Here is a 13099-nt window from a genome sequence, read left to right as displayed (position 1 = left end):
CCGTGAAGATCCTTGAAACCCTTCCCGTCACACTGGACGATGTCCTTGAGGCGCAGAAGCTGCTTGACGGGATCATTGCGCGCACGCCCGTGGAATCGTCCCGGGCGCTGGGGGGCATGGTGGGCGGCGACGTCCATTTCAAATGCGAAAACCTGCAGCGCGCCGGCTCGTTCAAGGTCCGCGGTGCCTACGTACGGATGGCCCGGCTCTCGCCGGAAGAGAAAAAGCGGGGCGTGGTGGCGGCGTCGGCCGGCAACCACGCACAGGGCGTTGCCGTTGCCGCCAAAAGTCTTGGCATCAAGGCCCGGATCTACATGCCGCTGGGCGTAGCACTGCCCAAGCTTGCCGCCACCCGCAGCCACGGTGCCGAAGTCATCCTGCACGGGCACAACGTGGACGAGGCGCTCGCTGAAGCCCAGCGCTACAGCGATGAAACCGGCATGGTCTTCGTCCATCCGTTCGACAATGTGGACGTGGTGGCAGGCCAGGGGACCGTAGGCCTGGAAATCCTTGAGCAGGTCCCCAACGTCGACACCGTCCTCATGGGCGTGGGCGGCGGCGGGCTCCTGGCGGGAGTCGCCGTCGCCATCAAGGCCCGCGCACGGGAACTCGGCCGGGAGATCCGCATCATCGGCGTCCAGGCGGAGAACGCCGCCGCGTACCCGCCCTCGCTTGCCGCTGACGCCCTGGTACCGCTGAAGCGGGTCTCCACCATGGCGGACGGCATTGCCGTGGGACGCCCGGGACAGCTGCCTTTCAGCATCATCCGCGAGCTGGTGGATGACGTGGTCACCGTCAGCGAGGACTCGCTGGCCCGCGCGCTGATCTTCCTGCTCGAGCGGGCCAAGATGGTGGTGGAACCCGCCGGCGCAGTGGGCGTGGCCGCCCTCATGGACGGCAAGATCGAGAACCCGGGCTCCACGGTGGTGGTCCTCTCCGGCGGAAACATCGACCCCATGCTGATGCTCAAGGTCATCCAGCGCGGCCTCTCCGCCGCAGGGCGCTACATGACCGTTCGGATGATGCTTGATGACCGCCCCGGCTCCCTGGCAACCATTGCCCGCATCATCGCCGAAAATGATGCCAACGTCACCGGCCTGGACCACACCCGGGTGGGTGGATCCATCAGCATGGGCGATGTCTCGATCACCGTGAACCTGGAGACCAAGGGCCACCAGCACGGTGAACAGGTCCTCAGCGCCCTCCGTGCCGAGGGCTTCCAGCCCATCGTTGTGCACTAGGAGCGGCCATGGCCGGACTGGGCAGCGGACTGACGGGTAACGGAGGCGGCCCGGCGCGGCAAACCATCGCCGCGCGCGCCAAGGGCGGCCTGGTGGTTCTGGGCGGCTTCGTGGCCCTGCTGTTCGCCATCGAGGTGGTCAACACGCTGATGATGGGCGCCCTCACGCGGACCTTCGGCCTGCGGCCCAGGAGCGCCGACGGGCTGCTGGACATCTTCACCTTCCCGCTCCTGCATGCCAACCTGAACCATCTGCTGTCCAACAGCCTGCCCCTGGTCATCTTCGGCTTCCTCGTGTTCCTCTCGGGGCTCCGCGTGTTCCTCACCGCGCTGGCCTTCAGTTGGCTCGGCAGCGGGGTCACCGTCTGGCTTATCGGCAACGGCGTCACGGTGGGCGCGTCCGGCCTGGTCTTCGGGCTCTTCGCGTTCCTTCTGGTGCGTGGCTTCTTCAACCGCAGCTGGCGGCAGATCCTGCTCGCGGTGGTCCTCTTCATGGGGTACGGGAGCATCCTGCTCGGTGCCTTGCCCTTTGTGGCAGGCTACGTGAGCTGGCAGGCGCACCTGGGCGGCGCCGCGGGCGGGGTAGTGGCGGCCCTGCTGCTTCGTCCGCGCCTCCCTGCGCTCCCGCGCCAGTCCTGACCGCCGGTCCTCCCCGGCGGCGCGCCCGGGCAGTTCTTGCGGCGCAGACAGAAAAGCGGCGGCCGTCCCCGTGGGGACGGCCGCCGCTTTTGCCGGACCGGCCTGCTGCTTGTCCTGGCGTTACCCGGCGTAGGGCTTGGCGGAGAGGATCTCCACCTTGATGTCCTTGCCGTTCGGCGCAACGTAGCTGAGGGTCTCGCCCTCCTTGTGCCCCAGGATGGCCGCACCCAGGGGCGACTTCTCGCTGAAGACATCCAGGTCCGAGTCGCCGGCGATTTCGCGCGATCCCAGCAGGAAGGTCTCCTCATCCCCGGCGATCCTGGCAACCACGAGCATGCCGGGCTCAACGATGCCGTCATCGGCAGGCGCTTCACCCACATGGGCGTCCCGGAGCAGGACGGTCAGCTGGCGGATGCGGGCTTCAATCTTGCCCTGCTCCTCCTTGGCCGCGTGGTAGCCCCCGTTTTCTTTGAGGTCCCCCTCTTGCCGCGCTGCTTCAATCTTCTGGACGATCTCCGCCCGGCCTGCGCCGGAAAGGTGGTCCAGCTCTGCCTTCAGGCGGTCAAAAGCTTCCTGGGTAAGCCAGGCTGCAGATGCGCTGTTGGTGGTAGACACGGACTTCTCCTCTAGTGGTCTTACATGCAAAAGACCCCGCCACGGTGGCCACTTGTGGAACAGTAACCAGCTCAGCGGGGTAAAGGTATCTCTCCATTGTAGTCAATCCCTTGGAGATAACCCAACAATCAAGCGTCGCGCATCACATCCCTTAGGACTCCCCGCCGGGAATCCAGCAGCTGTCCACCACTCCGGACACGGACGCCGACTCCGTGCGCAACGTGACGCGCTGGGCAACTGTCCTGCCGCCGTCGGGCGTTGAGTCCGCCGCCGACGGCGGGATGTCCACCACCTTCCAGCCCACCACGGCAAACTTGGCGTCCAGCGCCTTCACGGCGCACTTGACGGGCTTGGCCGGTTCCCGGGTCACCTGGAAATCGACCTCGGCGAGGGTGGCATCGGTGGTGCTGTAACCCACGTCCTTGAACGTCACCCCGGAGAGCGAATTGGACGTGGTCACCCAGGCCAGGAACCCGATCCCCACGGCCAGCGCGACGCCGATGGCCAGCCGGGCGGCCCTGGGGGAGAGCCGGCGCTTTTTAGCACCATACCGATTGGCTAGGCTAGTGTCTGCGGGCGCGGATTGGGCCGGCTGGTCCGGGGAAGTCACCAGACCAGTTTAGTGCCCTTTCCGCCGGCGCTTTCGCGGTGGCACCAGCTGCCGGCAAGGCGCTGCGCCCGCCGCATCACCCGTATGCTGCCCCAGAGCCGCGAAAGACAAAATTAAGGAGCCGTCCCCTCCATGACAGCGCCCAGCAAATCCCAGGTGCCGCTCCGGCTGCTCGCGGTCCACGCCCACCCGGATGACGAATCCAGCAAGGGTGCTGCGACCATGGCCATGTATGCATCCACCGGCGTGGACGTCCTGGTGGCAACCTGCACGGACGGCTCCCGCGGTGACATCCAGAACCCGGCAGTTGAAGGTGAGCCGCATCCCAAGCGGGACATGGCCGGCGCGCGAAGGCTGGAGATGCAGCGGGCCGCCGCCATCCTGGGCATCCGCCAGCGCTGGCTGGGCTTTGTGGACTCCGGCCTCCCCGAGGGTGACCCGCTCCCGCCCCTTCCGGCCGGCTCCTTCGCCACCCTGCCCCTGCAGCAGGCGGCCGCGCCCCTGGTCCGGCTGGTCCGGTCCTTTAAGCCGCATGTCATCCTCAGTTATGACGAGAACGGCGGCTACCCCCACCCGGACCACATCATGGCCCACCGGGTAGCCGTGGAAGCGTTCGAGGCAGCGGGGGATCCGGAACGGTACCCGGACGCGGGGGACGCCTGGGAGCCCAGCAAGCTCTATTACGACCGTGCCTTCAGCCCGGAGAGGTTCCGGGCACTGCACTTTGCGCTCGAAGAGGCGGGTCTGCAGTCCCCGTATGCCGAGCGCCTGGCCGCGTGGCTGGAGTCCGATGCGGAGGGGCACACGCCACCTCCTGCCGCGCACCCCACCACCACCCAGGTGGACTGCGGCGACTTCTTCGAAATGCGCGACGACGCACTGCGCGCCCACCGCACGCAGGTGGACCCGCTGGGGTTCTTCTTCGCGGTTTCCCCGGACATGCAGCGCCGGGTCTGGCCCTGGGAAGACTACTCCCTGATCCACTCCCGGGTGCCGTCCGAGCTCCCCGAGAAGGACCTGTTCGCCGGGCTAAGATAGACAGGCAGGCCATTTCTATCTTGCGTAGAAGACAGGTGCGGTGACGGGCCGTTCCGTCCGCATCCTGCTGCATCCGTTCCACCAGAAGGTATTAACCGTGCATTCTCTGCTCCTCAGCCTCGCCACCACGCCGAGCCCGCTGCCCACTCCGACGCTCCGGGACGGAATATCCGAGGACCAGGTAACACCGGGCCTTCTGGGGTTCATCATGACGGCCTTCTTTGTTGTGGCCACCGCCCTGCTCATTGTGGACATGGTGCGGCGGATCCGCAGGGTCCGCTACCGCGCCCAGGTGGAGGAGGAACGCCTGGCCGCCGCTGCCGCGGCTGACGTGGACGCCGCAGACGCCCAGGACGGGCTCGACGACGGCACCCGCCAGGCAGCGCCGGACGCCAACGGAAACGGCCCGGCAAACGGGCTTCCGCGGCCCCGCGAATAAGAGGGTCCCGCCGCCGGGGCGGCTTTAGGCAAGGACCGCCAGCGCGATCGCCACGAAGTGGGCCGCGAAGGCAAACACGGTGAACGCGTGGAACAGTTCGTGGAAACCGAAGTGGTAGTAGCTGAAGTTCGGCTTCTTGAGGGCGTAGAAGACAGCGCCCGTGATGTAGAGGACGCCGCCCACGCAGATCAGCACTGCTGCTGGAATGCTGGCCTGGAAGAACTGCGGCAGGTAGAACAGCGCGCCGCAGCCCAGCGCGATGTAGATCGGCACGTAGAGCCAGCGTGGCGCATCAGTCCAGAGCAGCCGGAATAGTACTCCGAGGATGGCCCCGGCCCAGATGACCCACAGGAGCACCACTGCCTGCTGGCGTTCCAGCAGGGTCCATGCCAGTGGCGTGTACGTGCCGGCGATCACCAGCATGATGTTGGTATGGTCCAGCCGCTTCAGGATGAGCTTGACCCGCGGGGACCAGTTGCCGCGATGGTAGACGGCGCTGACACCGAACAGCAGAACGCCGGTGGCAGCGTAGATGGCAGAGGTGACCCGGCGGTCAACCGTGGGTGCGAGGACAACCAGGATGATCCCTGCGGCCAGGGCCAGCGGGGCCGTGACTGTGTGGATCCAGCCGCGCCATTTGGGCTTGATCATCAGTAGTTCCGCCAGGCGTACCGCGGCATCATCCACCGCGCTGGGCTCCGGATCCGGGCCGGGGTTCCGGTCCTCGGGCCGGGGTGCCGGGGAGGCCTGCGGGGAGTCGCTGTTCATGGCACCAGAATAACTTACGGGCCGGTAAGTTACCGCTCAGTAACATCCCTTTGGGTCCGGTCCTGAGGTCCTGCCCGTCCCGGGGCGTCCCGGGCGGTAGCCTAGGATGTGGATGTACGTACGGCAGGAAAGTCAGGTGAGTGGACGCGTGGAGTTGCCCGGGTTCCTCTATGGCTATTACGAGCGCCGGCTGCTCAAGGACCTCCCGCGCGACCGCATTCCCCGGCACATAGGTGTCATGGTGGACGGAAACCGGCGCTGGGCCAAGCAGTTCAATGCCCCCACTGCCCAGGGCCACCAGGCGGGAGCGGACAAGATCCACGAATTCCTGGGCTGGTGCCAGGAGCTCGGGGTCAAGGTGGTGACGCTGTACATGCTCTCCACGGACAACATGAACCGCTCCAGCGAGGAACTGGACCTCCTGATGGGGATCATCGCCAACACCCTGGACCGGCTGGATGAAGACGCGAACATCTCCGTGCATGCCATGGGTGCCCCTGAACTGCTTCCGGACTACCTGGCTGAGCGGCTGAACAAACTCACGGCCAGGACTCCTGTGCGGGAAAAAATCCACGTCAATGTGGCGGTGGGGTACGGGGGCCGCAGGGAGATTGTCGACGCCGTCCGTGAACTCCTGCATGACGCCGTCGCCAAGGGCATGGATATTTCCAAGCTTGCCGATGACCTGTGCGTCGACGACATCTCCCGGTACCTGTACACGCGGGGCCAGCCGGATCCGGACCTGGTGATCAGGACGTCGGGGGAGCAGCGCCTCTCCGGCTTCCTGATGTGGCAGAGCGCCTACAGCGAGTTCTACTTTTGCGAGGCCCTGTGGCCCGCCTTCCGGAAGGTCGACTTCCTCCGCGCCCTGCGGGACTACGCCGGGCGGCAGCGGCGCTTCGGCACCTGAAACCCGCGGTTCATCACGAGTTCATACATCCGCCGGAGAAATCGCCGCTAAATAGTTGCGGAAATCACCCGGAGTGGATTTACGTTATATCCATCAGCAGGCAAAACCGCCGGCTGATCGGGGAGGCCAGTACATGGAGCGAAACATCGCACCGGGTGTATGGGAGGCCGGATCCGGCCTCGTGGCCGAGCCGCCTCACCACTAACAATTCCGGGCTGGCGCCCGGGGCTGGAGTCGATGTGGCTACTTCTGAACAACTGCCCGAGGTCCTGGTTGGACAGGGCGGAAAAGCTACCTCTCGCGCCGAGCGAGCCACCTCTGTGACCGGCGCAGCAACTGATGCTGCGGCCGGTTTTGCTGTCTCCGGAAGGGAAGCCGACATCCACACCTTCGTCATCGACACCTCCGTCCTGCTCTCCGACCCGCGGGCACTCCTGCGGTTCGCCGAACATGAGGTGGTAGTCCCCGTCGTGGTCATCACCGAACTCGAAGCCAAACGGCACGATCCGGAACTGGGTTATTTCGCCCGGAATGCCCTGCGGCTCCTGGACGACCTCCGGGTCAAGCACGGCGGCCTGAACCAGCCCCTTCCCATCGGGGACGAGGGCGGCACCCTCATGGTGGAACTGAACCACATCTCCGCAGAGGTGCTCCCGCTGGGCTTCCGCAGCGGGGACAATGACAGCCGCATCCTCGCCGTCGCCAAGAACCTGGCCAACGAGGGGCGCAACGTCACAGTGGTCTCCAAGGACCTGCCCATGCGCGTCAAAGCCTCCGCCATGGGCCTTACCGCCGACGAGTACCGCAACGAACTGGTCAAGGACTCCGGCTGGACCGGCGTTGCCGAAGTCGAGGCGGACGAACAGGACATCGCCACCCTCTACGGCCACGAACCGGTCTTCATCCCCGCCGCCGCGGAACTGCCCGTCAACACCGGGCTGGTGCTGCTCTCCAACCGTGGTTCCGCACTGGGCCGGGTGGGCGCCGACAAGCAGGTCCGCCTGGTCAAGGGCGACCGTGACGTGTTCGGCCTGCACGGCCGTTCCGCCGAACAGCGGCTGGCCATCGACATGCTGATGGACCCGGGCGTGGGCATCGTCTCCATCGGCGGGCGGGCCGGCACCGGCAAGTCGGCACTGGCCCTCTGCGCGGGCCTCGAGGCTGTGCTGGAACGCCGCGAACACCGCAAAGTGATCGTCTTCCGGCCCCTCTTCGCGGTGGGCGGCCAGGAACTCGGCTACCTGCCGGGTTCGGAGTCCGAGAAGATGAACCCGTGGGCGCAGGCAGTCTTTGACACCCTGGGCGCCCTGGTCAGCCAGGAAGTAGTGGAAGAGGTCATGGACCGGGGCATGCTCGAGGTCATGCCCCTCACCCACATCCGCGGACGTTCCCTCCACGATGCCTTCGTGATCGTCGACGAGGCCCAGTCCCTCGAAAAGAACGTCCTCCTCACCGTTATGAGCCGCATGGGCCAGAACTCCAAGATCGTGCTCACCCACGACGTCGCCCAGCGTGACAACCTCCGCGTGGGGCGCCACGACGGAATCGCCGCCGTCGTCGAAACCCTGAAAGGACACCCGCTCTTCGGCCACATCACCCTGACCCGCTCGGAACGTTCACCGATCGCGGCCCTGGTGACGGAACTCCTGGAGGGCTGACCTTACCTACGCAAGGGGCCGTGGCCCGGTTCGCCGGGCCACGGCCCTTCGTGCGTTTCGGTGGCTGGGTACGTCCGCCCCAAGCCCTTCGCCGTCGCTTAGACACCTCCCGGCGCGCTGCTTCGGTCGCTGGGCGACCTGCGCAACGCTCTGGTCGGCGATGCGCTCCTACGCGAAGGACTTGGGCCGGCCTTGTACAGTCAAGCGACCTTAAGTAACTTTGCCACCGCCTCGTGGCCCTCGACCTGCAATGTCCAGTCCGGGCGGTTGAAGGTTTCGGGGGTGAGGCGGACGTGCTGGAGTGTTTCGACCTTGGTGCCCCAGGCTTTGCGGCTGGTGCCGTTCAGTTCGTAGCCCAGGGAACGGGAGACGCCCAGGGAGGCGCTGTTCCACGCGGCGGCCTCCGACTCCGCGACCTCAGCGCCGAGCCAGTCAAAGGCCCACAGGACGACGGCGGCCCGCATCTCCCTGCCCAGTCCCCGGCCCTGAACTGACTTTTTGAGCCAGGAGCCGGTGGTGACAGTCTTCAGCACCGCGAAGTCCTTGGCACCAACGTCCTGGCACCCGATGAACTGCCCTTCATGCCAGATCCCCAGGAGCAGCGTCCAGTGCTCCGGCGTGAACTCCCCGCGGCAGCGCCAGTACCAGCGGGCCATGTTGGGGCCCAGCTCGTCGCCGGGCAGCTCGGTCCACGGCGTGCTGAACGGGTTCCTGGTGGGCTCGTGGATTCCGCTGCGGGCGGCGTCGACAGCCGCCGGGATGTCCTGGTCGGTGATGGGCCGGAGCTCCAGCCGGGGCGTGGTCAGCCTGAGGTCGAACAGGGGCCAGATGGAGCTCATCGTCGTCATCCGCGAAGCCTAGCCGACCGGGACCAGGAGGACCTGTCACTTTCAGGCGGGAATGTCCCAGCTGATGTGCCGGCGGACGTCGGTGAGGTTCATGGACTGGGCCAGGAACAGGTCATCCAGCATGTACTCGTCCACGGCGATGATCCGGATCCAGTGGCCATACCCTTCCGTTTCCGGTTCCAGCGACTGGCTGGACACACAGACGCCGGTCCCCACGTCTACGCGCAGCAGGGACCGGCCGGGCAGGCACAGGGGAGCGGCAGGATCAACGGGGCGGTAGGCGGCGTTGGGGACCACCACGGCTTCAAGGACTGTCCGCCCCTCGTGGTCGGAATACCGCACCTCCCGGATGTCCAGCGCGTTGCTGCCGGGAAACTCGATGGGCACGGGTGCATTGCCCGCGAGCTCCACGGGGTCCAGCGCAGCCGAGAAGCGGCCGTTGCCGAATCCGGGCTCGCCGTAGGCGGCCTCGGGGCGGCGGCGTACCAGTCCGGCGTCGTCATAGACGGGGGTGACCAGGTGCGGGGGGAGGAGCCAGGACTTGCGCGTGGCGCTCACATAGAAGACGTCCCGGGAATCGTTGATCCCCGTAGTGCTGTGCAGGACCAGGCGCTCGGGGCTCTCTAGCCGGAGCGCCCCCGGACGGCGCAGCCAGGCGCGGACGAACGGGGCGCCCGGGGCGGGGGCCGACGCAAAGGCCTGGTCCCAGTACTCAAACCGCATTGACTGCCACTTCCAAGGGGAGGAGCGGCAGAGGTTCCGGAACACGGCGGCCAGGTCCGCCGGGGAGGCAGGTGATTCCGGAACCGGGCTGCGCCGGGAGTCCCAGGTCGACATATCCACATTTTACGCGGGGGCGCTACGGCGGGAATGGGTGGATCCAGTAGCATCCGAGGGGTGATCGGACGACTCGGTGAACTTTGGCAGCACACCCCGCTTGCCTTCTGGCTGGTGCTGGCGGCCTGCCTCTACTTTGCGGTGATGGCGGTGCGGCTGACCATCATCGACGTCCGGCACCACCTTTTACCCAACCGGATCGTCTTTCCGTCCTATGCGGTGGCCGGCGTGCTCCTTCTGGCGGCAGCCGCCGTTGCCTGGGCCAGCCCACTTTCGGCCGCCGGTGACACCACTGGGATCCTGTCGGCCCCTGCCCTCCGCGTGGTGGCCGGAGCCGGGATCCTGTGGCTGTTCTACTTCGTCCTCCGCTTTGTGTACCCGCCGGGCATGGGGTTCGGCGACGTCAAACTCGCAGGAGTGCTGGGCATGTACCTCGGCTATCTCAGCTGGGGACACCTGTTCGCGGGGACCTTCCTGGCCTTCCTGCTGGGCGGCCTGTGGTCCGTAGCCCTTCTTGCAGCCCGGCGGGGGACTTTGAAATCGTCCATCCCGTTCGGGCCGTTCATGCTCGCCGGGGCCGCAGCCGCCATGCTGCTTCCCACCTGAGCGGCGGGGCGTCCGCTTGGTGATTGGATAGGCTGGCGCTATGCCTGCACCCGAATACGTCCTGAAGCTCCGCAAGAAGATCGGCAACGATCCCATCTGGGTTCCCGGTGTGCGGGGCGTGGTGGTGGATGACGCCGGCCGGATCCTGCTGGCTCAGCGGGCTGACAACGGCCAATGGGCGCTGGTCAGCGGAATGCTGGACCCCGGCGAGCAGCCGGCCCGCGGGCTGATCCGTGAGATCTTCGAGGAAACGGCTGTGGTGGCCGAGGCAGAGCGCGTGGTGTCGGTTGGCGCTGTGGGGCCGGTCACGTATCCCAACGGTGACGTCTGCGAATTCCTGGACGTCGTGTTCCTGTGCCGCTACGTCTCCGGCGAAGCCAGGGTCAATGACGACGAATCCCTGGCTGTCGGCTGGTTTACCCTTGATGACCTTCCCGACCTGATGCCCGGGCACCTCACCAGCATCCGCCAGGCGCTGGCACCCTCCGCAGCCGTCCACTTCGAGCCCTAGAGGCTGCCGCGACGGCGGTCAGCGGCCCGGGGAAACCAGCTCGCCGTCGTCGTCCTTAACAAGGTCCCCGTTACGTCCGGCTTCCGCGTCCTCGGCGGCGGCGGCGGCGGGAAGCCCGGCGGCGAGCCGCTCTGCCTCCTCGCCGCCCACGGCCTCACCGCGGGCCACCATACCGGCGGTGTCGGACAACGGGATCTGCTTCAGCGTGAGGGCCAGCAGCAGCGCGACGGCGATGAAGGGGAGCAGGTACCAGAACACGGGCGCCAAGGAGTCGGCGTAGGCGTTCACGATGGCGTCGCGCAGCTGTTCGGGGAGCTGGTTCAGTGCCTGCGGATCCAGGGTCCGCGTGGACTGCCCGGCCTGCTCGGCGGAGGCGCCAGCGCCGGTGAACGCGCTGGTGAGGGCCTCGGACAACCGGGTGGTGAAGATCGAGCCGAACACGGCCACGCCCATGGCGGCCCCCACTTCGCGGAAGTAGTTGTTGGTGCTGGTGGCGGTGCCGATCTGGTCGGCCGGTACGGAGTTCTGGACCACCAGGACCACCACCTGCATGATCAGGCCCAGGCCGGCGCCGAAGACGAACAGCTGCAGGCAGATGACCCAGATGGGGGTGCTGGCGGCAAGGGTGGTCATCCAGAGCATGGCGGCCATGGTGAAGACGGCGCCCAGGATGGGGAACATCCTGTACTTGCCTGTTTTGGAGATCCGGATGCCGGAGTAGATGGAGGTGCCCATGAGGCCGGCCATCATGGGGAGCATGAGGAGCCCGGATTCTGCGGCGGACGTGCCGGAGGACATCTGCAGGAACGTGGGGACGAATGCGATGGCGGAGAACATGCCCAGGCCCAGGGTGAAGCCGATGGCCGTGGCGTTGATGAAGATCCGGTTCCGGAACAGGCTCAGCGGGATGATGGGGTCCTCGGCGCGCCGCTCAACCATGATGAAGGCGGCCGCGGACACGAGCAGGCCCATTCCAAAGGCCCAGGTGAGGGGCGAATCCCAGCCCTGGTCCTTCTTGCCGCCAAAGTCGGTGAAGAAGATCAGGCACGTGGTGGCGGCGGACAGCAGGACAACGCCCAGGACGTCGATCCGCTTTTCCGCCTTCTTGTTGGGCAGGGTCAGGGCGAACCAGGCGATGGCGAAGGCGGCCAGGCCAACCGGGATGTTGATGTAGAAGGCCCATTCCCAGGTGAGGTGGTCCACGAAGAAGCCGCCCAGCAGCGGGCCGGCCACGGCCGAGAGGCCGAAGATGGCACCGAGCGGACCCATGTACTTGCCGCGCTCCTTGGCGGGAACGATGTCGGCGATGATCGCCTGGGAGAGGATCATGAGCCCGCCGCCGCCCAGGCCCTGAACGGCGCGGAAGATGACGAATCCCCAGAAATCGGTGGCCAGGGCGCAGCCCACCGACGCGAGCGTGAAGAGCGCGATGGCCACCAGGAAGAGGTTGCGGCGGCCCAGGATGTCACCGAACTTGCCGTAGATCGGCATCACGATGGTGGTGGCCAGCAGGTAGGCGGTAGTGATCCAGGCCTGGTGCTCCACGCCGCCAAGCTTGCCCACGATGGTGGGCATGGCCGTGGAGACGATGGTCTGGTCCAGGCTTGACAGCAGCATTCCGGCGATCAGCGCGGAGAAGATGATCCAGATGCGTTTTTGCGTCAACAGCAGGGGCCCTGCCGGCGCCTTGGTGGTGGCGGTACTCATGATTGTCCTTCTGCTGCGGTGGTGTCAGGGGTGTTAAACGGTTGTGAAAACAGGACGCTGGCGGCGGAAATGTTCTCCAGCAGCAGGTCCGGGTAGCTGCGGGTGTTGCCGTCGGAGAAGTAGGCCATGCTGCTTTTGCGGGCGATGGTGCTGAGCAGGACCACGGCCATCTGCACCACCGGGTGGTCGGCGGCTACTCCTTCGCGCCGGGCAACGTCCCGGGCGAACTGGGCCTCGCGCTGCTCCGTGACGCCGATGATCCTGAGGATGAGCTGCGGTTCCTTGCGGACCACCCCGATGAGCTGCCGGGTGTCTTCCTCCGAGGCCGACATGTCTTCGGCCAGGCGCAGGGAGAGTGTCACCAGGTCCCGGAAGAGGGTGGGGGAGATCTGTCCTGCCGGTGATCCGGCTCCGCCGGCAACGAACTCCTCGATGACGTCGGACGGGATGTCGTCGTCCGCGTGGCCGATGATGGCGTCTTCCTTGGTGGGGAAGTAGTTGAAGAAGGTCCGGCGGGAGATGCCCGCGGCCTCGCACACTTCCTCCACGGTATATCCGTTGAGTCCGCGTTCAGCCGTCAGGGCCCGGGCAGCCGAGGTGATGGCGCTGCGGGTGGCCGCGCGCTTGCGCTCACGCAGGCCGTCAGAAGGTGCACTATCAGTCACAAAGTAAA

The 13099-nt window shown here is 66.4% G+C and carries 15 protein-coding genes; 8 read left to right on the top strand and 7 right to left on the bottom strand.

What is annotated here, in order from left to right:
- Positions 1 to 2 precede the first annotated feature (2 nt).
- Both ilvA and BACI349Y_RS13505 read left to right on the top strand, forming a co-directional pair.
- Positions 3 to 1241, top strand: a complete 1239-nt coding sequence (gene ilvA / locus BACI349Y_RS13510; RefSeq protein ID WP_159632540.1) for a threonine ammonia-lyase — start codon at positions 3 to 5, stop codon at positions 1239 to 1241.
- 8 nt (positions 1242 to 1249) lie between these two features.
- Entirely contained in the window at positions 1250 to 1879 is a 630-nt protein-coding gene (locus BACI349Y_RS13505) for a rhomboid family intramembrane serine protease (protein ID WP_159632539.1), read from the top strand.
- Between the two features lie 120 nt (positions 1880 to 1999).
- Here BACI349Y_RS13505 and greA read toward each other — a convergent pair whose 3' ends face one another.
- Together greA and BACI349Y_RS13495 are read right to left on the bottom strand one after the other, a co-directional pair.
- A complete protein-coding gene (greA, locus tag BACI349Y_RS13500; RefSeq protein WP_159632538.1) occupies positions 2000 to 2494 on the bottom strand; it encodes a transcription elongation factor GreA in 495 nt (164 codons plus the stop codon).
- A 151-nt stretch (positions 2495 to 2645) separates the two neighbouring features.
- The gene (locus BACI349Y_RS13495) at positions 2646 to 3104 is read right to left on the bottom strand and encodes a DUF4307 domain-containing protein (protein WP_159632537.1); all 459 of its coding nucleotides are present in this window, start codon (positions 3102 to 3104) and stop codon (positions 2646 to 2648) included.
- Between the two features lie 132 nt (positions 3105 to 3236).
- On the opposite strand from BACI349Y_RS13495, the gene mca reads away from it, so the two are divergent.
- Together mca and BACI349Y_RS13485 are read left to right on the top strand one after the other, a co-directional pair.
- On the top strand, positions 3237 to 4142 hold the full coding sequence (gene mca, locus BACI349Y_RS13490) for a mycothiol conjugate amidase Mca (protein WP_159632536.1): 906 nt from the start codon (positions 3237 to 3239) through the stop codon (positions 4140 to 4142).
- A 97-nt stretch (positions 4143 to 4239) separates the two neighbouring features.
- Positions 4240 to 4581, top strand: a complete 342-nt coding sequence (locus BACI349Y_RS13485; RefSeq protein ID WP_159632535.1) for a hypothetical protein — start codon at positions 4240 to 4242, stop codon at positions 4579 to 4581.
- Positions 4582 to 4605: 24 nt separating this feature from the next.
- Here BACI349Y_RS13485 and trhA read toward each other — a convergent pair whose 3' ends face one another.
- Positions 4606 to 5349, bottom strand: a complete 744-nt coding sequence (gene trhA / locus BACI349Y_RS13480; protein WP_414703694.1) for a PAQR family membrane homeostasis protein TrhA — start codon at positions 5347 to 5349, stop codon at positions 4606 to 4608.
- Between the two features lie 148 nt (positions 5350 to 5497).
- Here trhA and BACI349Y_RS13475 point away from each other — a divergent pair, with 148 nt between their 5' ends.
- Both BACI349Y_RS13475 and BACI349Y_RS13470 read left to right on the top strand, forming a co-directional pair.
- Positions 5498 to 6259 (top strand): isoprenyl transferase, encoded by a 762-nt coding sequence (locus BACI349Y_RS13475; RefSeq protein WP_159635666.1) that lies wholly within the window; start codon positions 5498 to 5500, stop codon positions 6257 to 6259.
- A 239-nt stretch (positions 6260 to 6498) separates the two neighbouring features.
- Entirely contained in the window at positions 6499 to 7917 is a 1419-nt protein-coding gene (locus BACI349Y_RS13470; RefSeq protein ID WP_159632534.1) for a PhoH family protein, read from the top strand.
- 200 nt (positions 7918 to 8117) lie between these two features.
- Here BACI349Y_RS13470 and BACI349Y_RS13465 read toward each other — a convergent pair whose 3' ends face one another.
- Both BACI349Y_RS13465 and BACI349Y_RS13460 read right to left on the bottom strand, forming a co-directional pair.
- Positions 8118 to 8765, bottom strand: a complete 648-nt coding sequence (locus BACI349Y_RS13465; RefSeq protein WP_159632533.1) for a GNAT family N-acetyltransferase — start codon at positions 8763 to 8765, stop codon at positions 8118 to 8120.
- 42 nt (positions 8766 to 8807) lie between these two features.
- Positions 8808 to 9602 (bottom strand): hypothetical protein, encoded by a 795-nt coding sequence (locus tag BACI349Y_RS13460; RefSeq protein WP_159632532.1) that lies wholly within the window; start codon positions 9600 to 9602, stop codon positions 8808 to 8810.
- Between the two features lie 60 nt (positions 9603 to 9662).
- On the opposite strand from BACI349Y_RS13460, the gene BACI349Y_RS13455 reads away from it, so the two are divergent.
- Together BACI349Y_RS13455 and BACI349Y_RS13450 are read left to right on the top strand one after the other, a co-directional pair.
- A complete protein-coding gene (locus tag BACI349Y_RS13455; RefSeq protein WP_159632531.1) occupies positions 9663 to 10208 on the top strand; it encodes a prepilin peptidase in 546 nt (181 codons plus the stop codon).
- A gap of 40 nt (positions 10209 to 10248) precedes the next feature.
- Positions 10249 to 10719, top strand: coding sequence for an NUDIX hydrolase (locus BACI349Y_RS13450; RefSeq protein ID WP_159632530.1), 471 nt, complete (start codon positions 10249 to 10251; stop codon positions 10717 to 10719).
- An 18-nt stretch (positions 10720 to 10737) separates the two neighbouring features.
- On the opposite strand, the gene BACI349Y_RS13445 is transcribed toward BACI349Y_RS13450, so the two are convergent.
- Positions 10738 to 12426, bottom strand: coding sequence for an MDR family MFS transporter (locus BACI349Y_RS13445; protein ID WP_159632529.1), 1689 nt, complete (start codon positions 12424 to 12426; stop codon positions 10738 to 10740).
- The gene (locus tag BACI349Y_RS13440) at positions 12423 to 13091 is read right to left on the bottom strand and encodes a TetR/AcrR family transcriptional regulator (RefSeq protein WP_159632528.1); all 669 of its coding nucleotides are present in this window, start codon (positions 13089 to 13091) and stop codon (positions 12423 to 12425) included. Before BACI349Y_RS13440 ends, BACI349Y_RS13445 begins: the two co-directional genes overlap by 4 nt.
- Positions 13092 to 13099 lie beyond the last annotated feature (8 nt).

Origin of the sequence: Arthrobacter sp. 8AJ, from assembly GCF_902506025.1 — a bacterium.
In the GTDB taxonomy this organism is placed as follows: Bacteria; Actinomycetota; Actinomycetes; order Actinomycetales; family Micrococcaceae; genus Arthrobacter.
Note: the sequence above shows the minus strand (reverse complement) of the source record. Positions and strands in the feature narration are given on the sequence as shown.